This window comes from Aquimarina atlantica, from assembly GCF_000626715.1.
In the GTDB taxonomy this organism is placed as follows: domain Bacteria; phylum Bacteroidota; class Bacteroidia; order Flavobacteriales; family Flavobacteriaceae; genus Aquimarina; species Aquimarina atlantica.
The window spans coordinates 401,318-424,385 of sequence record NZ_AQRA01000001.1 but is presented as its reverse complement, the minus strand read 5'-3'; the positions used below and the strand labels follow the sequence as shown (position 1 = coordinate 424,385).

At 32.1% G+C, this 23,068-nt stretch carries 26 protein-coding genes; 15 read left to right on the top strand and 11 right to left on the bottom strand.

Annotation, left to right across the window (positions count from 1 at the left end; translation table 11 throughout):
* Nucleotides 1–32: 32 nt before the first annotated feature.
* The 3 genes from ATO12_RS01875 to ATO12_RS01865 form a co-directional block, all read right to left on the bottom strand.
* Nucleotides 33–650, bottom strand: coding sequence for a hypothetical protein (locus ATO12_RS01875; RefSeq protein ID WP_034238140.1), 618 nt, complete (start codon nucleotides 648–650; stop codon nucleotides 33–35).
* A gap of 5 nt (nucleotides 651–655) precedes the next feature.
* Nucleotides 656–1,144: an RNA polymerase sigma factor gene (locus ATO12_RS01870; RefSeq protein ID WP_034238139.1), complete on the bottom strand. Its 489-nt coding sequence runs from the start codon at nucleotides 1,142–1,144 to the stop codon at nucleotides 656–658.
* 154 nt (nucleotides 1,145–1,298) lie between these two features.
* Nucleotides 1,299–1,961, bottom strand: coding sequence for a hypothetical protein (locus tag ATO12_RS01865; RefSeq protein WP_131248748.1), 663 nt, complete (start codon nucleotides 1,959–1,961; stop codon nucleotides 1,299–1,301).
* 362 nt (nucleotides 1,962–2,323) lie between these two features.
* On the opposite strand from ATO12_RS01865, the gene ATO12_RS01860 reads away from it, so the two are divergent.
* Nucleotides 2,324–3,580, top strand: coding sequence for a response regulator (locus ATO12_RS01860; RefSeq protein ID WP_034238138.1), 1,257 nt, complete (start codon nucleotides 2,324–2,326; stop codon nucleotides 3,578–3,580).
* Here the strand turns inward: ATO12_RS01860 and ATO12_RS01855 are convergent, their stop codons facing one another.
* Nucleotides 3,581–4,480, bottom strand: a complete 900-nt coding sequence (locus tag ATO12_RS01855; protein WP_051575527.1) for a M23 family metallopeptidase — start codon at nucleotides 4,478–4,480, stop codon at nucleotides 3,581–3,583.
* Between the two features lie 396 nt (nucleotides 4,481–4,876).
* Here ATO12_RS01855 and ATO12_RS01850 point away from each other — a divergent pair, with 396 nt between their 5' ends.
* Both ATO12_RS01850 and ATO12_RS01845 read left to right on the top strand, forming a co-directional pair.
* Nucleotides 4,877–5,710 carry an OmpA/MotB family protein gene (locus ATO12_RS01850; RefSeq protein ID WP_034238136.1) on the top strand — a complete coding sequence of 278 codons (834 nt, stop codon included), beginning with the start codon at nucleotides 4,877–4,879 and terminating at the stop codon, nucleotides 5,708–5,710.
* Between the two features lie 150 nt (nucleotides 5,711–5,860).
* Nucleotides 5,861–6,271 carry a DUF2541 family protein gene (locus ATO12_RS01845; RefSeq protein ID WP_034238134.1) on the top strand — a complete coding sequence of 137 codons (411 nt, stop codon included), beginning with the start codon at nucleotides 5,861–5,863 and terminating at the stop codon, nucleotides 6,269–6,271.
* Nucleotides 6,272–6,316: 45 nt separating this feature from the next.
* Here ATO12_RS01845 and ATO12_RS01840 read toward each other — a convergent pair whose 3' ends face one another.
* Nucleotides 6,317–7,531: a class I SAM-dependent rRNA methyltransferase gene (locus ATO12_RS01840; protein ID WP_034238132.1), complete on the bottom strand. Its 1,215-nt coding sequence runs from the start codon at nucleotides 7,529–7,531 to the stop codon at nucleotides 6,317–6,319.
* A 213-nt stretch (nucleotides 7,532–7,744) separates the two neighbouring features.
* Entirely contained in the window at nucleotides 7,745–7,936 is a 192-nt protein-coding gene (locus ATO12_RS01835; RefSeq protein ID WP_034238129.1) for a hypothetical protein, read from the bottom strand.
* Nucleotides 7,937–8,525: 589 nt separating this feature from the next.
* On the opposite strand from ATO12_RS01835, the gene ATO12_RS01830 reads away from it, so the two are divergent.
* Genes ATO12_RS01830 through ATO12_RS01810 form a run of 5 tightly spaced genes read left to right on the top strand, consistent with a single transcriptional unit; the run spans nucleotide 8,526 to nucleotide 11,430 of the window.
* Entirely contained in the window at nucleotides 8,526–8,837 is a 312-nt protein-coding gene (locus ATO12_RS01830) for an ArsR/SmtB family transcription factor (RefSeq protein ID WP_034238126.1), read from the top strand.
* Between the two features lie 56 nt (nucleotides 8,838–8,893).
* Nucleotides 8,894–9,259, top strand: a complete 366-nt coding sequence (locus ATO12_RS01825; protein ID WP_034238124.1) for a cupin domain-containing protein — start codon at nucleotides 8,894–8,896, stop codon at nucleotides 9,257–9,259.
* A gap of 13 nt (nucleotides 9,260–9,272) precedes the next feature.
* Nucleotides 9,273–9,872, top strand: a complete 600-nt coding sequence (locus ATO12_RS01820) for a short chain dehydrogenase (RefSeq protein WP_034238121.1) — start codon at nucleotides 9,273–9,275, stop codon at nucleotides 9,870–9,872.
* A 19-nt stretch (nucleotides 9,873–9,891) separates the two neighbouring features.
* Nucleotides 9,892–10,677, top strand: a complete 786-nt coding sequence (locus ATO12_RS01815) for a PhzF family phenazine biosynthesis protein (protein ID WP_034238118.1) — start codon at nucleotides 9,892–9,894, stop codon at nucleotides 10,675–10,677.
* Nucleotides 10,678–10,725: 48 nt separating this feature from the next.
* The gene (locus ATO12_RS01810) at nucleotides 10,726–11,430 is read left to right on the top strand and encodes an aspartate/glutamate racemase family protein (protein WP_034238117.1); all 705 of its coding nucleotides are present in this window, start codon (nucleotides 10,726–10,728) and stop codon (nucleotides 11,428–11,430) included.
* 72 nt (nucleotides 11,431–11,502) lie between these two features.
* Here the strand turns inward: ATO12_RS01810 and ATO12_RS01805 are convergent, their stop codons facing one another.
* Nucleotides 11,503–13,023, bottom strand: coding sequence for a DEAD/DEAH box helicase (locus tag ATO12_RS01805; protein ID WP_034238113.1), 1,521 nt, complete (start codon nucleotides 13,021–13,023; stop codon nucleotides 11,503–11,505).
* Nucleotides 13,024–13,280: 257 nt separating this feature from the next.
* On the opposite strand from ATO12_RS01805, the gene ATO12_RS01800 reads away from it, so the two are divergent.
* The 5 genes from ATO12_RS01800 to lpdA all read left to right on the top strand — a co-directional run bounded on the left by ATO12_RS01800 (nucleotide 13,281) and on the right by lpdA (nucleotide 17,216).
* A complete protein-coding gene (locus ATO12_RS01800; RefSeq protein WP_034238112.1) occupies nucleotides 13,281–14,150 on the top strand; it encodes an alpha/beta hydrolase in 870 nt (289 codons plus the stop codon).
* 72 nt (nucleotides 14,151–14,222) lie between these two features.
* Nucleotides 14,223–14,705 carry a peptide-methionine (R)-S-oxide reductase MsrB gene (msrB, locus tag ATO12_RS01795; protein ID WP_034238111.1) on the top strand — a complete coding sequence of 161 codons (483 nt, stop codon included), beginning with the start codon at nucleotides 14,223–14,225 and terminating at the stop codon, nucleotides 14,703–14,705.
* Between the two features lie 4 nt (nucleotides 14,706–14,709).
* Entirely contained in the window at nucleotides 14,710–15,105 is a 396-nt protein-coding gene (gene msrB / locus ATO12_RS01790) for a peptide-methionine (R)-S-oxide reductase MsrB (RefSeq protein ID WP_034239145.1), read from the top strand.
* 27 nt (nucleotides 15,106–15,132) lie between these two features.
* Entirely contained in the window at nucleotides 15,133–15,630 is a 498-nt protein-coding gene (locus tag ATO12_RS01785) for a hypothetical protein (RefSeq protein WP_034238110.1), read from the top strand.
* Between the two features lie 194 nt (nucleotides 15,631–15,824).
* Nucleotides 15,825–17,216: a dihydrolipoyl dehydrogenase gene (gene lpdA, locus ATO12_RS01780; protein WP_034238108.1), complete on the top strand. Its 1,392-nt coding sequence runs from the start codon at nucleotides 15,825–15,827 to the stop codon at nucleotides 17,214–17,216.
* Nucleotides 17,217–17,305: 89 nt separating this feature from the next.
* Here lpdA and aroQ read toward each other — a convergent pair whose 3' ends face one another.
* Together aroQ and ATO12_RS01770 are read right to left on the bottom strand one after the other, a co-directional pair.
* Entirely contained in the window at nucleotides 17,306–17,725 is a 420-nt protein-coding gene (gene aroQ / locus ATO12_RS01775) for a type II 3-dehydroquinate dehydratase (protein ID WP_034238107.1), read from the bottom strand.
* Nucleotides 17,726–17,780: 55 nt separating this feature from the next.
* The gene (locus ATO12_RS01770; protein WP_081801936.1) at nucleotides 17,781–18,410 is read right to left on the bottom strand and encodes a porin family protein; all 630 of its coding nucleotides are present in this window, start codon (nucleotides 18,408–18,410) and stop codon (nucleotides 17,781–17,783) included.
* Between the two features lie 275 nt (nucleotides 18,411–18,685).
* Between ATO12_RS01770 and ATO12_RS01765 the strand changes: the two genes are divergently transcribed.
* Both ATO12_RS01765 and xerD read left to right on the top strand, forming a co-directional pair.
* Complete coding sequence (locus ATO12_RS01765) at nucleotides 18,686–19,219, top strand: hypothetical protein (protein WP_034238106.1); 534 nt, start codon at nucleotides 18,686–18,688, stop codon at nucleotides 19,217–19,219.
* 77 nt (nucleotides 19,220–19,296) lie between these two features.
* Nucleotides 19,297–20,193 (top strand): site-specific tyrosine recombinase XerD, encoded by an 897-nt coding sequence (xerD, locus tag ATO12_RS01760; RefSeq protein WP_034238104.1) that lies wholly within the window; start codon nucleotides 19,297–19,299, stop codon nucleotides 20,191–20,193.
* 100 nt (nucleotides 20,194–20,293) lie between these two features.
* Here xerD and ATO12_RS01755 read toward each other — a convergent pair whose 3' ends face one another.
* Nucleotides 20,294–21,175, bottom strand: a complete 882-nt coding sequence (locus tag ATO12_RS01755) for an anti-sigma factor (protein ID WP_051575525.1) — start codon at nucleotides 21,173–21,175, stop codon at nucleotides 20,294–20,296.
* Nucleotides 21,176–21,288: 113 nt separating this feature from the next.
* A complete protein-coding gene (locus tag ATO12_RS01750) occupies nucleotides 21,289–22,824 on the bottom strand; it encodes a bifunctional ADP-dependent NAD(P)H-hydrate dehydratase/NAD(P)H-hydrate epimerase (RefSeq protein ID WP_034238099.1) in 1,536 nt (511 codons plus the stop codon).
* Between the last annotated feature and the right edge of the window lie 244 nt (nucleotides 22,825–23,068).

Genomic DNA, 23,068 nt, shown 5'->3' with positions numbered 1-23,068 from the left:
TTATAGTATGGTTATGTTTGGGTATTTCACTTCTATGATACATCAACATCTTTAAGCTCTTTAAATAATGCCTCTGCAGAATTCATATTGTTATTATAACATCTGCCGACCCATCTCGAAAAAGTAATAAAAACTATAATAGCAATTGGTATCGATATTACAAATGGCCAAATAGATTTGGTACCAGAAAACAAGTCTTTATTATTAAGAATCTTTGTAGCTACTGGCAGGATAGCAAACATTAAAAAGAAACCTAAATAGAGCCCTATTTTGGTTACCATCTGAAATCGTTTTTTACCTTTACTATATTCTAGTAATGTTTCCTTATAATTATTTACAGCAATATTTACTTTTTTCATTTGATAAATTGACCTTAGCGATAACACGGGCAAAACTAATAGAATAACCATAGATACTATTCCTGATAATAAAGTATACCAGTTATCTAACTTGTTAACATTAATTAATATCAATATTGCAGTACCATAACATATAATGGCTCCTATCATCTCTGGATATGCAATTTTATTTAATTTTTGCCTGTATTGTTCTTGTGTCATCATAATGATCATTTTATCGGTTAATTTTTTTTGTTTTTCTATCTGGTCACTCATCTGAGACCAAACTGCTTGCATTTCTTCCAATTCCATCTCGTTTATTTTTTTACAATTTGTGTTTTTAATTTTTGCTTGATCCTAGAGATTTTGGTTCCAACGTTAGTTGGTGACAAACCTGTTATCACTGCTATTTCGTCATATTTTTTACCTTCCAAAAGCAATAAAATCAATCCTTTATCTAATTCATTGAGGTTATGTATATGAGCATATAATTTTTTCAATCGTTCTTCAAATTCTGTGTCATATTGTTCGGTTTGCCTCATGATCACATCATATATTTCTATTTGATTTCCCCTTCGTTTTTCTTTTTTCAATCTTGTAATGGCTGTATTAAGTCCAACGCGATACATCCAGGTACTAATTTTAGAATCTCCTTTAAAACTATCGTATGACTTCCATAGCTGGTAAACAATTTCCTGATAGAGATCTTTTTGATCCTCATAATTGTTAGTATAAATGGTAGTTATCTTAAAAATAACTCCTTCATTCTCCTTAATAATTCGAGTAAACTCGTATTCTTTACTCATATAGACCTACTTTTTCATTATTAGTATGAGACATATCAAAAAAATCACAGAATATGTTATAAATATTTTGTGAAGTACTAATTATACTCGTAAAATTTACTGAAAAATAAGCTTACCACAACAATAATGAGCAGCTCTTAAAAAGGTAAGTATCTTAATCTTTTACCACAATCAATGTTGCTTTAACACCAGTGGTGAGATTCCATTCGCTACTGGTAAGGAGATTTCCTTTCTCATCATAAAGATGAAACTCTGCCGTATTAGGTCCAGATTCTCCTTGATTTAATGCCTGTATGTCTATTTTATTAAATCCTTTGGCAAGATCAACCGAAATTCCTTTAAAATCTCCAGAAAGAAATATTTTAGAAACAATAACGGCATCATTAAGATATATTCTAACTACATCACCATCTACAAACTGATGATCTCTATACATCAATCTTACAAATTCTCCGTTACTTTTAAAATCACCAAGATATTGATCACTTCTATACTCGTCTTTGATTTCATTATCTTTTTTGAACCATTTTGGAACAGCATCTGTTTTGGGTTTAAAAAAACCATCATTACCTGTCATATCAAAAGTTGGCTTACTACGAGCATACTCAGATAATGCTTCTGGAGTTTTATATAAAGACGAATCGCTATTAAAATTAGGGTTTACGCCTTTAGACAGACTATACTTATTGGTATTAAGATCACTTTTGGCATCAATTCGCAAAGAAGTAGAATTTTCTATTTGAGCATGCATTACCATTCCCATACATAACAAAAAAACTATACAAAAATTAGCTTTCATCTCTTTTATGCCGCTCATTAATTTTAAGTAAAGATAAATATTATAGGTCTTTTATAACTGTTAATTTGCTATAAAATCTTATTTCTTATCTACTATTTGTACTCATAAAGACGTTATAAATCTGTAATAATTACAATTGCCAACAGTATTAGTTATGTCTGCTAATAATCAATTTATCATATTTTAGGGTGTTTTTATGTTAATTTTAAAAGAGCCCCCCATTAAAACACTACGTATTTTGATCTCTAAATAGCTGAATTTGTTCTTCTTACCCTAATATTTTTACGGTAAACCATAAATTATTAGAAATATGTAAAAAAATACACCTACAAACTTGTAAGATAAACCTTATATTTATTATTTTGTTATTAAAAATAGGTATGATCTATTATGCTATCGGGGGAGTACTTCTGGTTATGCTCCTTTTTTTGTATTTACAGTACAGAAAAGTTACCCAAAAACTTGAAAAAAAGAATATTGAATTAAAATCCTTAAGCAAGGAAACAGAAAAACAGTTTCAATTGCAACAAAACCTTATTTCTATTCTTAGTCAAGAGTTGAGAACACCTTTGTATGGAATAATGGGACTCACCAATCTCCTAGAAGAAGAATATCCCGATCTTAAAAATGATAAAAACCTGAAGTCCTTAAAATTTTCTGGGGATTATCTTTTTACACTTATTAATAATGTTTTGCATGTTAATTTTTTGGATTCTGAAGAAATTACCGTACAAAATGTATTATTTGATATAAAAGAGGTTACTCAAAACCTTATACATTCCTTTAGTTATGCTACAGAGAACAGTGATAACATATTACATTTTGAGTTTGACCCAGAAATTGATCAAATGATTTATGGTGACCCTGGTATTCTTTCTCAAATACTGATGAATTTGATAAGTAATGCTTTACGTTTTACCAAAAATGGAAATGTATATTTCTCGGTAATGTTAATTAAGAAAAAAGGAAACACATTTACTATTTCTTTTAAAATTAATCACGATGGAGATGAGCTTTCAAAAGAAGACAAAAAATCTATATATCAAGAGTTTATTAATGTCGGGAATGCCAAAAAAACATATCTGGGTACAGGAATTAATTCAAAAATAATAAATAGACTTGCTTCGGCACTAGATGCCGAAATTATTATCCAAAATAATTCTCATGTAGGATCTGAGTATGCATTGGTTATTGATTTTAAGTCACAAGTTAATCAGGAAGGAATAAATCATAACGCTTCTTTTACTAATTCTAATGCTTCTAAACTTAAAGTATTAATTGTAGATGACAATAAATTAAATCTCTTGGTTGCAGATAAAATCCTATCAAAAGAGAACTTTGACTGTACGACCATAGATAATGGTTTTGATGCCATAGAATTGGTTAGAGAAAATGAGTATAATGTAATACTTATGGATATTAATATGCCTAAGTTAAATGGAATTGGTACCACAAAGAGGATACGTGAGTTTGATACAAAAACGCCAATCATTGCCTTAACTGCAGTAGATGTTACCCAATTAAACAGACAGATTGTACAAGCAGGATTAAACGACTATATATTAAAACCTTACAATAAGAATCATTTATTAGAAATGATCCACAGGCATATAGACAATCCAATACATACCCATTAATTAGTTTATAATTATTTGTTGCCCGATTTTTAGCACCGAATTATATTTTAACGAATTGGTTTTACATATTTCAGAAACTGCCAATCCATACTTATTAGCAATTCGATGAAGAGTATCTCCTTTACGCACCGTATAGATCTTTTTTTGTTCTTCTTTAATCCTGGCAATATCCTCCATAGTTTTATGAATCACTATTTTGCTCATACGAGTAGATCTATGATATCTGGGTGTCATCCATTTTTTAGTCACAAAAAGAGTATCTGATCGAACTTTTGTATCACTAGCAAACTCGAATAGATATTCTGGATTAATACTTTTACCATGATATCGTACTTCTAAGTGTAAATGACTACCTCTTGCATTTCCTGTTACTCCTCCTGTACCTATAATTTGTCCTTTTTTTACCTCGTCGTTCTCTTTTACCAAAGACTTAGAAAGATGAGCATATACAGTCTCTAATCCATTATAGTGTCGTACCACTACTGTATTTCCATGTCCACCATGATATCCAACATATCGAATTTTACCTTCTAATATTGATTTTACACTATCTCCTACCTGAAGATCAATATCTATACCTTGATGTGGCCGCCCTCTTCTCCAACCATAACGAGACGTAATTACCATTTTGCGATCAACCGGTGGTGAAAAATCTTCATCCTGAAATGCTAACTGAAAGGGAAATGTAAGTTCCTCATTCCAATACGGATTAAATTGTTGGTTATCCCATTTTGTATTATAGGCTTCTAAATTTTCTGACAAATCATTTTCTTCAGGAAAATAATTACTATTTTTTTTGGGATAAATAGGTAAGCAGATGATCTCACCTTGTACGACTAACTTTTTATGATCAACCGGAATATTTTCTGTCTGCTCCAAAGTTTCTTGTGCTACTACCATTACGAATGGTGAAAATATCAAGAAATAAAATACAAGCCTTTTTTTAATTAAAAACATCAATTATTGTTATACATTTTTAGTAATTAAAGTAGACCTGGGTAGTAGGGTTTATTTTCTACAATATAACTGTAAAAATAATACGTTATTACAATAAGTTAATAATTTATTTTTTAACATTTGCCATCTTTTTTTCGACAATCAACTTACTTCTTTGATAATCAATATATTAATAAACATAAGCTATACAGGCTTTCCGTAGGTATTTTACGGGATAATATGTATCCAAAAAATCATTAACACTTTTTAAGAAATTGATATGAAAACATTAGTAATTAGTACAACAATAAATGACCGTAGTAGTAGTTTAAAATAACACTAATTATTAATTAAATAACCATGAAAAGATCATTCACATTTATTGCTTTGTCGGGGGCATTAATCATGACATCGTGTGTGTCAAAGAAGAAGTATGTTGCATTAGAGCAAGAATTGCAAGATACTCGTAGTACATTACAAAAGACTGCAGTTGAAAAAGATGAATTGGAAGGCAAGTTTGCTAAAATTGAAGCTAGAGTAGCAGATTATAATGCTAAGATCAATTCTTTAAAAGATTCTAATGATGAAAAAATGGTAATGGTAGAAGATGTTGCAGCAATATCTAACAAGACCAAAGAAAAAATGAAAGAAACATTAGCCAAAGTTGATCAGCAAAAACTTCAGGGAGCTAAATCCTTAAAAGATTCGATGAATTTGGCAGTATCTCATAATTTAAAAAATTCTTTATCAGATGATCTAAAACAAGATGAAGATATTTCTATAGATATCGATAATACAGTAGTTATGATATCTATTTCTGATAAAATGTTATTCAAAAGCGGTAGTTACAGAATAAGTAATAAAGCTGATGAAGTATTAAAAAAATTAGCAGATGTAATTAATTCTGAGCCAAGTATTGAAGTAATGGTAGAAGGGCATACTGATCCAAGAACCATTAGTAATGCAGTTGTGCAAGATAACTGGGATTTAAGTGTAAAAAGAGCAACATCTATTATTAGAAAACTACAGTCTAACTATAACGTTGACCCTGCCAAATTAATTGCCTCTGGAAGAAGTAGTTACAAGCCTCTTGTAGAAAATGATAGTGAAGAAAATATGGCAATCAACAGACGTACAAGAATCGTATTATTACCAAATATGGATAAGTTTTTTGCAATGCTGTCTTCTAACTAATCATATCTTTTAAATAACAACTACGTTATTTTTTAAAAACGAGATGGATCATCATATTCATCTCGTTTTTAATTTTATGATATAAAGAATACAAATTAAACCTTTTTATGGTTAGAATGTCTTAGTACTAAATCAAAACATTTAGAAACTATGAAAAATATAACACTACAAAAAATCCCTGCTTTTTTATTCTTACTAATAACACTACTTATAACAAGTAGTTTTACTTCTACTATAAATAATTGGGAACACCTCGGTTCAAGAACAGTAAATTATAGATTAGATAAAGATGTTATAAAGGTAACGGCAAGAAAAGGAGGATTCAAAAAACTTAAAGTTAAGGTTACAGGAGGTTCTTTAAACATGCACAAAATGGTTATTCAATATGGTAATGGGAAAAAAGATGTAATTCAATTAAAACATAATTTCTCTCGTAAAAGTGAAACAAGAATAATAGACCTTAAAGGTGGAAAGCGAATAATTAGAGATATTACCTTTTTTTATGATACTAAAAATTTATCCAGAAAAAAGGCAAAGGTTCATGTCTTTGGAAAGCATTAAAAAAATAATACGATACCAGGTTTATCTAAACAAACCTGGTATTATTTAATCAAGTCTATAATATCCGCATTTAAGATAAGCTCCTTCAGGAAAGGAAATAGGATGATCAATATCATGATTGGTTTTTTCTAATACACTAAACTTTCTTCCAGATTTAAGAATACTCTCTTCAGAAATTTTAAAAAAATCCTCGGCCAAAACTCTCGAAGAACAAGAAGCTAACACCAAAATCCCGTTAGGAGATACCAGGGATGAACCTAGTTCTGCTAATCGGGCATAACTAATCATAGCCTTATGAATTTCGCTTGCTCTTTTTGCAAAAGAAGGAGGGTCTATTACTACAATGTCAAATACCGTTTTATGATCTATTAATTTCTGTAATCCATCAAAAGCATCGGCTACAATAACATCGTGTTTTCCATGATGTATATTTAAAGCAACATTCTCTTTAGCCATATCCAAAGCTTGCTTACTAATATCCAAACTTGCTACTTTCTTTGCACCGCCTTTTAAAGCATGAACCGAAAACCCACCAGCATAAGAAAACACATCCAAAAGAGTTTTATCACAGGCAAGCTCCCCTACTCTTTTTCTATTATGGCGGTGATCAAGGAAATATCCTGTTTTATGACCTTTAATTACATTTGCAGAAAATAAAACTCCATGTTCTCTAAAAACTACAACTTCATTTTCCAGAGTTCCATAGATTACCTGGCCATCCTCTAAATCATATACTTTTCCTTTAGACTGCAACAACCTACTAAGCCTAAGTACAACACAGTTACAACCCGATACAGCAACCAAATGTTCTACAATCCAGTTTAAATAAGGAAACCAGATATGTGAATATAGCTTAATTACCAGAACTTGATCATACACATCTGCAATACATCCGGGAAGATGGTCATTCTCTCCAAATAACAATCTGTAGCTATTGGTATCTGTTTCTAATAAAGGGATCCTTTTTTTGTATGCCTCAGAAATTTTTTCGGCAAACCACGTTTTATTAATCTGTGCCGCTTTTTTAAACTGAATTAATTTAATACGTATAGGAGAATATGGATCATATAAACCACAAGCTAAAAAGCTATTCTTTTTAGTATCATAAACGATTACTAAATCGCCTGCTTCTCCTTCTACATTTTGTTTTATAATACTATCTTCAAAAACCCAGGGATGTCTTTGCTTTATTATCTTTTCTGCCGCAGGCCTTACCTTAACAGCAAGTCTTTTAGTTGTTATTTCAGGAACAATATTCATCGTATGCAAGAATAGTGAATATTTTGTTTCCCTAAAATAATTATGTCAAAAGAAAAAGTATATTACCTATAAATAAACGTACCAAAAAACAACATACCTGTCCAGAATTAAGAAGCCCTAACAGAAAAGGAGGGTAAAACTAATGATAACTGAAACAAAAAACGAGACTGTTTCATTACAGTCTCGTTTTTAAACTTGTTTTTCGAGTAATGATCAATACCAGAGACAACCTCCAGATCCACCAATACCAGTACAGATACCAGCATCACAGAACGGACCTCCCGGAGCAAGTTCACAACACATTCTACCTCTTTGTGTGCAGGCATAACGTCCTGCCCCAGAGATTTTGCTTTGCTCCTCTTTGCTTAGAGTTTTTACGCCCTCTAGGTTTAAGATAATTTTCATTGGTGTAAATATTTGTGGTTAATTGAAATTTCACAGTATTTATTTGATTAGTCTTCAGTTAATCAATAGAATATAGCCTTAATAACAAATTCTAAATTCATAGAATACTAATCTCAGTAAAAGTAATATAATTACGTAGTATCTGGATACAGGAAAAACTCAAAAAAAGTACTGTTTAATTATCAGAATGGCCATAAAAAAAGCATCCATCCCAAGATGTATCAGGATAAACGCTCTTATATATATTATTTGAATCAAGAATTCTTTAAAGTACAGAAACTCAATTCTATGATTGGTTTAAAGCAAATAAACCTTTTTTTAAAGCACTTATCTCAAGATGTATCAAGATACGCGCCTTATAGGTATCGTTAAAACTAATTTGCTTATATTCAAGAAATTAATCATTTCTTTACTGCCTACACTTACTAGACGAACATTCTCTATTTTTGTTACACAACAAAATCACATTATTTTTCAAACACCTTATTATCAGTAATTTACAATTAAAAAATAATGATCAATCAGCATAATGTGAACACTTTAAAAAGGTTTTATCATATTTATAAAATTAAATATGTATATTTGTTGCATGAACAATGCAAGAATACTTGAAATAAATAAAGCTTTATCTAATGCGACACGTTTAGATATACTAAAATGGTTAAAAGACCCTGAAGCCAATTTTCCTCCCCACGAAGAGCTTGGGCATTTTAACGATGGTGTATGTGGCCAACATATCAAAGATAAATCAGGATTATCACAACCTACCATATCACATTATCTAACTGGTATGCATAAGGCTGGTCTATTAATCACCACAAGACATGGGAAATGGACATATTTTAAAAGGAATGAACCTGTAATTAAAGAGTTTTTGGAAACTATAAATAAAGAGTTGTAAAAAAATTTAAATCAACATATTCATAAAACTAAATATATAATTATAATAATATTAAAATGAATATAGAAAAAGTAAACATCAACGACAAGCTCTCTCTCTTTTCTGATCATTGGAATCCACGAATTATTGGCGAACTTAATGGACAACATGTAAAGTTAGTTAAGTTCAAAGGTGAATTTGTATGGCATAAACATGATAACGAAGATGAAATGTTTTATGTTCTAAATGGTGAATTTAAAATGGAGTTTCGTGATCGAACCGTACACTTAAAGGCTAATGAGTTTTTGATTATTCCAAAAGGAACAGAACATAGACCCGTAGCAGATCAAGAAGTTTCTGTAATGCTCTTCGAACCCAACACTACAATCAATACAGGGAATGCTCCAGGAAATTTAACGCAGGATAAATTAGAAACCATCTAAAAAGAAAAAATGTATGAAAATCTTAGTTATTGGTGCCACCGGTACAATAGGCAGTGCAATTTATAACACTCTAAAGAATGAGTACGACAATGTATTTGGTGCTCATCGAAATAGTAAATCCTACCCTATCGATATTACGGATAAAAAATCTATAAAAGCATTATTTGAAAAACTACCTAAAATAGATGCAGTAATTAATGCAGCAGGCACAGCTTCCTGGAAACCATTATCAGAATTAACCGAAGAAGATTATTACATCGGGATACGTAGTAAACTAATGGGGCAGGTAAACCTTGTACATGTAGCAAAAGAGTATATAAATGACAATGCCTCAATAACCTTAACAACCGGTATTCTGGCAGAGCATTATGAACCCAATGCTGTCGGGTTATCACTGGTAAATGGGGCTTTGCATAGTTTTGTTCATGCTGCATCAAAAGAACTGGATCGAGGAATTCGGCTAAATGTTGTAGCTCCTGGTGCTATTGCAGGAGATTTTCCCGAAGATCAAAAATTTGCTGGATACTACCCTGTTCATATTACAGATGTAGTAGATAGCTACAAACAACTATTTAATAATAATAACACAGGTACTATTTGTAAAAAATATTAACAACGAAACACATAAAATCATGAAAATTTCAATGTATCAGATCGATGCTTTTACTAAAACATTATTTGGAGGTAATCCAGCGGCAATATGCCATTTGCCACATTGGTTAGAAGATCAAACTCTACAGAATATTGCAGTAGAAAATAATTTGGCAGAAACTGGTTTTTTTGTAAAAAAAGATAACATCTACGAAATAAGATGGTTTATGCCTCATGCAGAAATTGACTTATGTGGTCATGCTACACTTGCATCGGCATATGTAATTTTCAATTATCTTGATACTTCTATTAATGAAGTTAAGTTTTCTTCAAAAAGCGGAATTCTAAAAGCTAAAAAAGAGGATAATGGAGCAATCACATTAGATTTTCCTTCGAGACCACCAGAACCTGTTGAAATTCCATCCGAAATTCACCAAGCTTTGAAAGCAAAACCTATTGCTACTTTTGCTGCTCGTGATTTGGTAATCAGACTTTCGTCTGAAGAAGAAGTACTAAATGAAAATCCTAAACTCGATTTACTTAAAGACCTACCCTATTTATGTATTGTAATCACTGCCGAGGGAAAACACGTAGACTTTGTTTCTCGTGTATTTGATGCAAATGGTATTATTCAACCCGAAGATCCGGTAACAGGTTCTGCTCATGCTTCTTTGGTTCCATTTTGGGCTAAAAAACTAGGAAAAAATGACCTTAAAGCTCAGCAATTGTCTGCTCGTAGAGGAGAGTTAGATTGTAAATTAGAAGGAGATCGGGTTTTCCTTAGCGGACATTCGGTTCCATACCTGATAGGAGAAATAGAAATCTAATCTTTGAAAAAAAATTAAAAAAAAGAATAATCTATAAAATTAAAACTCATGAAAACTATAGGACTAATTGGGGGAATGAGCTGGGAATCATCGGCTCTCTATTATGAATTGATTAATAAACATACAAAAGAACTTTTGGGAGGTTTTCATTCTGCCAAATGTATTTTAGCTTCTGTCGACTTTGCAGAAATCGAAAATTTACAACGTAATGATGATTGGGATGAGTTAAATACATTAATGGTTAAATCTGCAAAACAATTAGAAAACGCCGGAGCAGATTTGATAATTCTATGTACAAACACCATGCATTTATGTAGTGAGGAAATAATTAAGAGTACCTCAGTTCCTTTTCTACATATTGCAAGTGCTACAGGTAAAAATATTAAGTCTAAAGGATTAAAAAAACTAGCTCTTCTCGGTACCAAATTTACAATGGAGAGAGATTTTTACAGAAATACCTTAAAAGAGTTCGATATTGAAATAGTACTTCCCAATCAAAATGACCGTGAGCTTATTCACCAGATAATTTATAAAGAACTGGTACTCGGAAATATCAAAGATAGTTCTAGAGAAGAATTTAAACGAATTATAAAAGCATTAGAGCATGAAGGTGCAGAAGGTGTAATTCTGGGATGTACAGAAATACCATTATTGATCAAGCAAGATGATGTTGATATTCCTGTATTCGATACCACAAAAATTCACGCAGAAAGTGCAGTTGAAATAGCTTTACAAAAAGAATATATAGTATAATATATTAAAGTGATAATTTACCATTAAAGAATATATTCGAGATATACTATTCTTTAGTGGTAGATTACGTTATTACTCATCCATGAATAGTTGATTGATTTTAGATCTCAATTTTCGTTTATAATCTTCTTCTAACCAATCTCTGTAGTTTTTAGTGCTTTTACTAATACAATAAGAGTATCTACGTACACGATATTCTATGTCCTGATCCAAAAGTTTACTTAGGATTCGTGCATCAAAAACATCTTCACTATTTTGCACACACATTACTGCATGTTGTTCTATAGATTTTTCGAGAACTGTTAAGCTTCTATATCCATAACGTTTTGTTTTTGCATATTCGGCTTCGATATCAAACTCTATATCATCAGATTTTAAAAACTCTTTTCTTAACTCCTCTGGTAATACATACTTAAAATTACGTTCTATCTCTTCATCCCCTACCAGATTATCATAATAGAAATCCGGCGACCTAAAAATAGATTGCCAGTCAACATCAGAATTCCATAACCCAAATCTTGCAGTATTGTTTCCTAAATCGATTATTGAAAATTCTGGTTTAGTAGGTAATATACGAGATCCCCTACCAATCATCTGAAAATATAATGTAAGTGATTTTGTCGCTCTGTTAAGAATAATACTCTCCACTGTAGGTTCATCAAATCCCGTAGTAAGAATACTTACAGAAGTAAGTATTGCATCATCTGTATTTTTAAACCATGCCAAAATATCTTCTCTTTCCTGCTTACTATTTGTGTTATCAAGATGACGAATGGGATACCCTGCTTTTTTAAAAGTTTCATAAACATAAATAGAAGTATTGATTCCGTTATTAAAAATCAATGTTTTTTTTCCTTTTGATCTTTCCTCATAAGCATGTAATAGTTTATCCTGCATTAGCATGTTGGTGTACAAATCTTCTGAAGATTTTACAGTATAGTCACCATTCATTCCTATTTTTAATGATCCTAATCCAACATCATAGGTATAAATTACAGGTTTGGCTAAAAACCCACTATTAATTAATGAACTAATTGTATCACCTACAATCAATTCATTATAATTATCCTTCATCGGGAGTTTCATATTAGAACTAAGAGGTGTAGCAGTAACTCCAAGGATAAAACAATTGCTAAAAAATTTAAAAAGCTTTCTAAACGAATTATAATGAGCTTCATCAATAATAACCATTCCTACATTGTGTAGTTCTAAATGATCATCATTAAGCCTGTTATTAAGGGTTTCTACCATTGCAACAAAACACATATATTCGTTTTGATCATCGAGTTCCTTAACAGAGCTATTTATGATTTTATTCTTTACCCCAAACTCGCTTAGCATTTTTGAGGTTTGACCACAGAGTTCAATTCGATGTGTAAGAACAACAACTTTTTTTCGAGTAGATTCTATATATCTTCTAACAATTTCAGAAAAAATAACCGTTTTTCCTCCTCCGGTAGGAAGCTGATACAGCAGATTATATTTCTGGGAAAATTCTTTTAGACGATTAAATATCTTATCTATATCCCGTTTCTGATAATCGTAAAGTACTTTTTGTTCTTTTTTATCTACCCTCTTGGGTTGTAATCCCATGTAACTCCTATTAAAAAATAAACTACAAAATTAAACACTTTTAAAGGTTATACGAAAGAATTGAGAAGATATATTTGATCTATTTACATTTTATTTATACTATCTTATCAGAATTCATATAAGTCCAAATATGCATGTAAAAACTAGACATTTTTTGTTTCTTTACGTTTTTTTATATACTATTAATTTATCATAATTATATATTTCAATAACAGTTGTTATTTTAATTTTATCCTTTTCAATTAATTATTTATTTAATGGCTAAAGTAGACAAAGACCTAATTCCTGTACAGGCACTTTTAATTCCTAAATCTATTGTATATACTGCAAAAATATTGAATTGGATATCCCCTATTCTGGCTTCAAGATTTGCCGCCAGAATATTCTTAACTCCTTTTGGTTATAAAATGCCGGACAGAGAGAAAGAAATGTATGAAAAAAGCAAAAAGGAAAGAATTCGAATTAAAAAAATTAACCGAGAAGTTATCGTCTATAACTATGGAAATTCTGATAAGAAAATTCTTTTAGCTCACGGTTGGTCCGGAAGCGGAACGCAACTTTCTAAAATTGCAGATCAATTATTAGAACATGGATATAGCACTGTAAGTTTTGATGCTCCGGCACACGGTCATGCTCCGGGAAAAAGAAGTATGCTACCCTTTTTTATCGAAACAATACATCAATTAGAAAAAACTCACGGTCCATTTGAAACAGCAATAGGACATTCATTAGGCGGAATGTCGTTATTAAGAACTACTCGGTTTGGATTACAAATCAAATCCCTTGTTATTATTGGTACTGCCAATAGCATCACTGCAATCACTAAAAATTTTGCAAAAAACTTACAATTAAACCAAAAAGTAGGTCGTTTATTAAAAACATACTTTGATAAAAGGTATGGAGAAGATCTTGACAATTACTCTGGAGCAACCTCTGCTTCTGGTGTTAAAATACCTACTCTGGTAGTACATGACAAAAATGATGTTGACGTACATTATAGTGCAGCTCATGAAATCATTAATAATCTAGAAAACGGGCAACTGCTTCTAACTGAACAATTAGGCCATCGAAAAATTTTGGGAGACCCAAAAGTAATATCCAAAATCATAGAATTTATTTTGGAATAGTTATTGATTAGTTATTCTTAGCCAGTTTATACGACTACTTAGGTATAACTTTAATAAAAAATTAGAAAAACTATGAAACGTTTTATTGTAGTATGTATTAGTATTCTGGCAATAAGTTGTACAAGTACAGCGCAAAAAGAAGGTAAAAAAGAGAATAAAGTGTATGCCGTTTCTAAAACGAATGCCGAATGGAAAAAGATTCTAACATCCGAGCAATACTATATTCTTAGGCAAGCCGGAACAGAAAGACCATTTTCTAGTCCTTTAAACAAATTGTATGCTCATGGTACATTTCATTGTGCAGCATGTAATACTCCGTTATACGAAAGTAAATACAAATTTGATAGCGGGACAGGTTGGCCAAGTTTTGACCGTGCAATAGAAGGTAGTATCGATAAGGATATAGATCACAAATTAGGATATGCTCGATCCGAACTCTTATGTGCTACTTGTGGTGGACATTTAGGTCATGTATTTAGTGATGGTCCCAGAGAAACGACAGGAATGAGACATTGCATTAATGGTGATGCTCTAGTATTTAAACCTAATGAGTAAAGAAATGAGCAAGTATTCGATACAAAAATCTGAAGCTGAATGGAAAGAAAAGCTAACAGAAGAACAATATAGAGTGTTAAGACAAAAAGGAACCGAAAGACCGTTTACCGGAGAGTATAATATGCATTTCGAAGATGGAGTGTATACCTGCATGGCTTGTGATGTCCCCTTATTTAAAAGTGTTTCTAAATTTGATTCGGGATGTGGATGGCCAAGTTTTGATGAATCAATAGAAGGAAGTGTAGAATATATAAAAGATACATCGCACGGTATGATACGTACAGAAATATTATGTGCGAATTGCGGTAGTCACTTAGGCCATGTATTTAATGATGGCCCGACAACTACAGGTCAGCGTTATTGTGTAAACTCTGTTAGTATAGACTTTAATAAAAAATAAATCGATAATAAATAAAATTTAGAATTCATGAGAAAAATTTTCGCACTACTATGTCTAGCCACATTTATATTTACATCTTGTTCTAACGATGATGATACAGATTTTGATACTATAGCAAATACTTTTGAAGTAACAGGAACATTTAATACAGCTAATAACTTTCGAATAGAAGCTGTAGTACCAGACAATGTTAATGTGTTAGACTCAGATGTTGCGTTGGTTTATGTACTCGATCCTGAAAAGTCTACAGCTCAGGTTGATGTATGGGAACCCTTACCAAGGACTTTTTTCTTTGCTCCTGGTGAGTTTGCTCAATTTCAATTCAATTTTATTTTTAATGAGGCACAAAATATTGCAAGTATTGATATATTTTTAGAGAGTGATGATCTAAATGCATTGGATGCTGATATTACAGACAATCAGTCTTTCAGGATTGTAGTTATACCTTCAACATTTGCAAAAAATTCAAAAATAGATTTCTCTGATTTTAATACTGTAAAAAGAGAACTTAAGCTGAAATTTTAAAGAAATACATAATTCAATTATGCTTTACAATAAGCACTAATCATAACAAAAAACATTAAAAATTAACACCATGTTTATATAACATGGTGTTTTTTTATCCTTTTTAATGAAAATCTTATTCTTAGGGAATACTTAATTCCTTTTTTGGTTAGCTGAATTATCCTTAAATTCGTGACTTCAAAAAATCGACATTTATGAGCACATATGATATCATCGTTTTAGGAAGCGGTCCCGGAGGTTATGTAACTGCAATTAGAGCTTCACAATTAGGGTTTAAAACCGCAGTAATTGAAAAAGAAAGCTTAGGCGGAGTATGCTTAAACTGGGGATGTATTCCTACAAAAGCACTATTAAAAAGTGCTCAGGTATTCGAATACCTAAAACATGCTTCTGATTATGGTCTTACTGTAGACAAATTTGATAAAGATTTTGATGCAGTTGTAAAACGTAGTCGTGGTGTGGCAGAAGGAATGAGCAAAGGAGTTCAGTTTCTTATGAAGAAAAATAAAATCGATGTTATCGAAGGCTTTGGTACATTAAAAGCCAGTAATAAAATAACAGTAACAGATGCAGATGGAAAAGCAACTGATTATGAAGCAAAACATATTATTATAGCTACAGGAGCTAGATCTAGAGAGTTACCTAATTTACCTCAAGATGGTAAAAAAGTAATTGGTTACAGACAAGCAATGACCTTAGAATCTCAACCCAAAAAGATGATTGTGGTTGGATCGGGAGCAATTGGAGTCGAATTTGCACATTTCTATAATGCAATGGGTACAGAGGTTACCATCGTAGAATTTTTACCTAACCTCGTTCCTCTTGAAGATGAAGAAGTATCAAAACAGTTCGAACGTAATTTCAAAAAAGCAGGAATTAAGGTAATGACTAATTCTTCTGTAGAAAGTGTAGATACAAGTGGTGATGGAGTAAAAGCAACTGTAAAAACCAAAAAAGGAGAAGAAATCCTAGAAGCAGATGTTGTATTATCTGCAGTGGGTATCAAAACCAATATAGAAAACATAGGATTAGAAGAATTAGGTATAGCTACAGATAGAGATAAAATTGTAGTAAACGATTGGTATCAGACTAATATCCCGGGAATTTATGCAATTGGTGATGTAGTCCCTGGCCCTGCCCTGGCCCATGTTGCCTCTGCAGAAGGAATTACCTGTGTTGAAAAAATCGCAGGAATGCATGTAGAACCAATCGATTATGGAAATATCCCTGGATGTACATATGCTTCTCCAGAAATTGCCAGTGTAGGAATGACCGAAAAACAAGCCAAAGAAGCTGGTTACGAATTAAAAGTAGGAAAATTCCCTTTTTCTGCCTCGGGTAAAGCGAGTGCTGCAGGAACCAAAGATGGTTTTGTAAAGGTAATTTTTGATGCGAAATATGGGGAGTGGCTAGGTTGTCATATGATTGGTGCCGGAGTTACCGATATGATTGCAGAAGCTGTATTAGGTAGAAAATTAGAAACTACTGGTCACGAAGTATTAAAAGCTATCCATCCTCACCCAACAATGAGTGAAGCTGTAATGGAAGCGGTAGCAGACGCATACGATGAAGTAATTCATTTATAAATAAGTTATATATCATAAAAAACGCCTTATTATCTTGGATAATAAGGCGTTTTTGTATTAATTACTTTAAAATAGGTATTTATTCTGAACTATTTTGTAGAAAAACTTTGTATTGCCAGTATATAGCTTTGTAAACCAAACCCAAGAATAACACCTTTTGCGTTAGGTGATATATAAGATTGATGTCTAAACTCTTCTCTGCCAAAAGTATTTGATATATGGACTTCTACAACAGGAATTGATATTGCCTTTATAGCATCTCCGATACCAATAGAAGTATGAGTATATGCACCTGCATTAAGGATAACCCCATCACACCAATCATCTGCTTCCTGTAGTTTAGTGATCAACTCCCCTTCTATATTAGATTGATAGTAAGATAACTCTAGTGTAGAAAAATCAGATTGTAATTGAGTAAAGAACTCATCAAAAGTTTGATTTCCATATACGTCTGGTTCTCTTTTCCCAAGAAGGTTTAGATTAGGACCATTTATGATTAATAATTTCACGCGCTTAATTTTTTAGTAATTAACCAATAATAAACAATTATGCATTACATGCTTATTATTCGATATTAGGATCTTGTCTTCGGTTATTCTTAGTTTTAAACAAATATCCAACCGATAATTGCGCAACAGAATGTTTAAAATCTATGTTTAACGCATCAATATCATTAATATTTGTTAAGCCCAGATTATATCGTAATTGGAAAAACAAACCAGATTCTAACTTATATCCAGCTCCGAATCCCCAGCTAAAATCAAAACTATTAAAAGAATCAAAGAACTCATCGGGAGTATCCTCTGCAGATTCTGTAGCATTTGCCAATATAGCCAATTGAGGCCCTGTCTCCAGGCTAAATTTATCTGTGAAATAATATTTAGCAATAATAGGCAATGTTAAATAATTTAAGCTAATCTTATTTTCTTCTCCATTTTCATCAACTTTATATCCTTGTGCTGTATACAATACTTCTGCCTGCACAAAAAACCGTTGAGATACAGGAAACTCTATAACAGCCCCCAGGTGCATTCGTACCCGGGCATCTGTATTTTTTATATCTCCGGTTATATTTGCATAATTAAGTCCAAATTTAAATCCTGCACGAGTATATAATTCTTCACTCTCTTGCTGAGCAGTTAAAGATGTGATCATCATTAGGGCAGAAACAATAAGAAAAAATTTCTTCATCATATAATAAATACTATTACTACTCAAAAGTAGTTTTATTTTTTAAAAAACCTGAATCTACAAACAAAAAATGCGCTTCAATAGTTTAGAATACTCTTAGACGTCATTATTAAAATAGTTTTAGAAGATTAATGTTCGACCATAAATTAATCTTTTATTCTTTCCCTAATAAAGAATACACGTACAAAATTAGTATCTAAAATATTAATAACTAATTAACTTTTCGTACTAACAAATTGGATAGTTTAGCAACCAATTTTAAATCCAATAAATGAATTATGAAAAAAACGGTATTAATTACTTTGGCTATACTAAGTTTTGTCTTTGCAAATGCTCAAAACAATGGTCAAACCACTAAAGGCAAATGGCTAATCGAAGCTAATACAAATTTTGGAGCGGCAAGTGCTTCTAATACGAGTATTCAATTTACAAGTTTTTCTGATAATGGAGGATCAACCTTTAATATTGGTGCCGAAGTGGGTTATTTTATTATGGATGATTTATCTCTAAAAGCAGGTTTAGGTTATGGATCTGTAGATAAAGGTGGAGACTCTGAATCATTCGATTCTTTTTCATATAAAATAGGAGCCAAATATTATATTATTGGAGTGATCCCTGTACAAATCGATTATAATGGTGCAAGTACAGACCTTAATCAAGATCCATCCTATTTTGGTGTTCAGGGAGGGTATGCTTTTTTTCTAGGAGATAAGGTAAGTATTGAACCTGGATTACGATACAATTTTAGCTTAGATGATCGGTTTCACAAAGACGCTTTTCAATTAAACATAGGATTTGTTATACACCTATAAAAACATTTGATTTATTATTTCTAAACCATCTATAAGTAAATTGGGATGGTTTTCTTTTATATCATATCTTAGTTGTAATGAAATGGGACCACGCAATAAAAGACTACAAACATTACCTAAAAATTGAAAGAGGATTGTCTGAAAACTCAATTATTAACTACACTCTTGATATTCAGCGGTTATTAAAATTTCTCGAACATCAGGATATAGTAACTACTCCCCTTTCTATTGAAAAAGAAATACTTCAGCAATTTATTTTTGAAATAGCAAAACTGGTTAATCCTCGTTCACAATCAAGAATTATTTCTGGATTAAAAAGCTTCTTTAATTATCTTGTTTTTGAAGATTATAGAGAATCTAACCCAATGGAACTTATAGAGTCTCCAAAAATAGGTAGAAAACTACCCGATACACTATCTGTAGAAGAAATAGATCTTATTATTGCTCAAATCGATCTTGGCAAACCAGAAGGAGAACGTAATCGTGCAATTATTGAAACTCTTTATGGATGTGGTTTGCGAGTAAGCGAACTTATCACTCTAAAAAAATCAAGTCTTTTTTTTGATGAAGGGTACATTAGTGTTACCGGAAAAGGTGATAAACAACGTTTTGTACCTATAGGAGAAACCACCCAAAAATATATCAATATTTACACTTCAGAAATCCGCAATCATATTGATATCAAAAAGGGGCATGAAGACACCTTATTTTTAAACCGAAGAGGGAGACAACTCACCCGAGCAATGATTTTTACAATCATAAAACGATTGGTAGAAAAAGCAGGAATCCATAAACAGGTTAGTCCACATACTTTTAGACACTCCTTCGCTACTCATCTTTTAGAAAATGGTGCCGATTTAAGAGCTATTCAATTAATGTTAGGACATGAAAGTATTACGACTACAGAAATATACATGCATATCGACCGAAGTCATTTAAGTGAAGTTATACATAGTTTTCATCCAAGGAGGTAATATATACAACATGCTTTTAAAGTTTATAATATTAAAAAAGGCTGTTTGAAAAGTAGCATTTCAAACAGCCTTTTTTAGTATACTATATCTATTTAAAAAATTAATTTGGTCTTTTTACAATTCCTGAAGGAACAACAGTATTAGACAACATCGTAACAGGATTTCCAGATCCTGTTGTGATTCCAGCATTTGCACTAAGAGGTTCTATAAAAAACGGAGCCGGATCACCATCTCCAACAGGCTCAACTGTAATAAATACTCTTTTACTTGTTACAGCAGCAGGAAGTGTAATTCCTGTAATCGGAACTTGGGTAGGTAAGACAAGGAAATCTTCTCCAGGGAACGGAGGAACATCTCCTCCTGAGCCTTTAAAGAAATTTCCATCATCAACACCGCTAACATTAGAAAAAGTACCTGTAGATAAAGTTTGAGTTCCGAAATCTACCCAGCCTTCATATTTCCATCCGTTAGACAGTGTAGGTAGAGATAACCCAGGAGCATTAGCACCATTCATAAACCATACTCCAAACTCATCATTACCATTATCTACACCTCCGGCATTATCTGTAGGAGTTGCCAAGAAAAACTGACCCGATGTATTAGAAAGATCAGCAACTACTGGTGGAAAACTAAGTTGTGCAGAATTACCATTAAAATTACCGGTCAAAATTTTTGTATCAGAAGGCCCGTTATCAATATCTCCCACTGGTTCTACTGTCAATATGAACTGAGTTGCACTTGCCAGGTCAGATGCAAATACTTCTAAGCGAACAACTCCTGCAGGGTTAGTAAATTTAGTAGTACTAACAGGTTGCCCATTAACGATAATCCATCCTTGATAAGAGGTTCCTCCTGTAAGAGCCTTTAATCCGATCGTCTCTAATTCTATTATGGCAACCGCTGGGCCATCATCATCACTAGAACACGAATTGAATAGCACTCCAAAAAGCAGAGCAGCTATTAATAATTTTGTTTTTGTCATCATTTTGCTTTTTAATTATCTATCAAATGTAATTAGATTACACTAAAATTAACTCCAAAACACTTACAAAATTGTATACAAAAACACATTCTTCCTATGTAAAAATGCATTCTCTATTTCTCTTGTTGCCCTTCAACATTAGGTCTCTTAAACAATTCTATAAAAGCAGGACCTATATGAGATATGATTTCACTAGCGATCAATCCTTCAAAACCAGTTTTTTGAACAGCTATGTCTCCCGAACTTCCATGTAGATAGACTCCAAAAACAGCAGCATGTAAAGGATCATAACCTTGAGACAATAAACTGGTAATCATCCCTGTAAGTACATCACCACTTCCTGCAGTTGCCATTCCCGGGTTCCCAGTGTTATTCACGTACAATTGATCTTCAAATACAGTTATAGAGTTAGCTCCTTTAATTATTACAACACAATCATATTGCTTTGAAAATGCTTTTGCTTTTTCGATTTTATCAAAATCATCTTTCCATTTACCAACTAGTCGTTCTAACTCTTTAGGATGTGGTGTTAAAATAGTTTTCTTTGGAAGTTTATCTAGAAATTCAGGTTTTTTCGCCAAAATATTAATCCCGTCTGCATCTATAACAAGAGGAGATGTATTTTCTTTTAAAAACTCTTCAAATGCACTAATGGTTTTTTCACCAGTTCCAAGACCAATTCCAATTCCGATAGCTGCAGGTGTAAAATCCAGAGTAATTTCTTCTAATTCGTCATCACTATCTGCAATTACCATAGCTTCCGGAACTGTGGTTTGAAGTACTTCATATCCACATTCTGGGATATAAGCAGTAACCAGGCCTGCACCTGTTTTCAAGGCAGCTTTAGTCGCCAAAACCACACTTCCTATCTTACCATAACTACCTCCTATCACTACACAATGGCCATAAGTTCCTTTATGACTAAATTTATGTCTTGGTCGATATAATGGTAATATTTCATTCTTATTAATCAAGACGCCGATACCGGGATTTTGCATTAGAAAATTACGGTCTAATCCAATATCAATTACCTCCAGGTCTTGCGTATACATGCCGGTCTCTGGTAAAAAGAAAACAAGTTTAGGTAATTGAAACGTAACCGTAACATTAGCAAAAATAACACCTTCGGGATCATCTGGAGCTTTATCAGAGTACAAACCAGATGGAATATCTACAGAAAGTTTAAAACACCTTGAAGTATTAAGATGTTTGATCAAAGAAACCACCCAAGGCACCAGCGGTCTGTTAAGTCCAATACCAAAAATGGCATCAATAATTATATCCTCACGTTTAAGTTGAGGAAAATCCTCTTCACATTTAAGCTGGATTGGCCAATCTTTGGCTATTTCTTTTAATCGATCATAATTAGATAAAAATTCCTGTGATCTGTTATCGCTAAAATTTACTATATAAGTTTTTACATTATACCCATGTTCCAACAGTAATCTCGAAACGACTAGTCCATCTCCTCCATTATTTCCAATACCACAAAAAACGTGGATCATAATTGGAGACCCCTGTAGTCTGCTATGAATCAAATTAAAAATTTGTGTTGCAGCACGTTCCATCAATTCTAATGATGTGATCTTAGCCGAAACCATTGTAGCTTCATCTGCCATACGCATTTGTTGCGCAGAAAATATTTTCATCTATCTATAAGTATTAATATGTATTCTATTAGTTCATGCTTTTATATTAGAAACTCTATGTTGAGAGTTTTTAATAAATTAAATAATCCTTTCTCAAATTCACTAAATACAATTTTAATCTAGCCAGTTTCATGCTTTTTTTATGAATTACACAATGAAATAAGTTATTAATTATTGAATTAGCAAAAGTTTAAGAATGCCGTTAATTTAATTTTCTTTAAAAGTAAAAAATTATACATTTGAA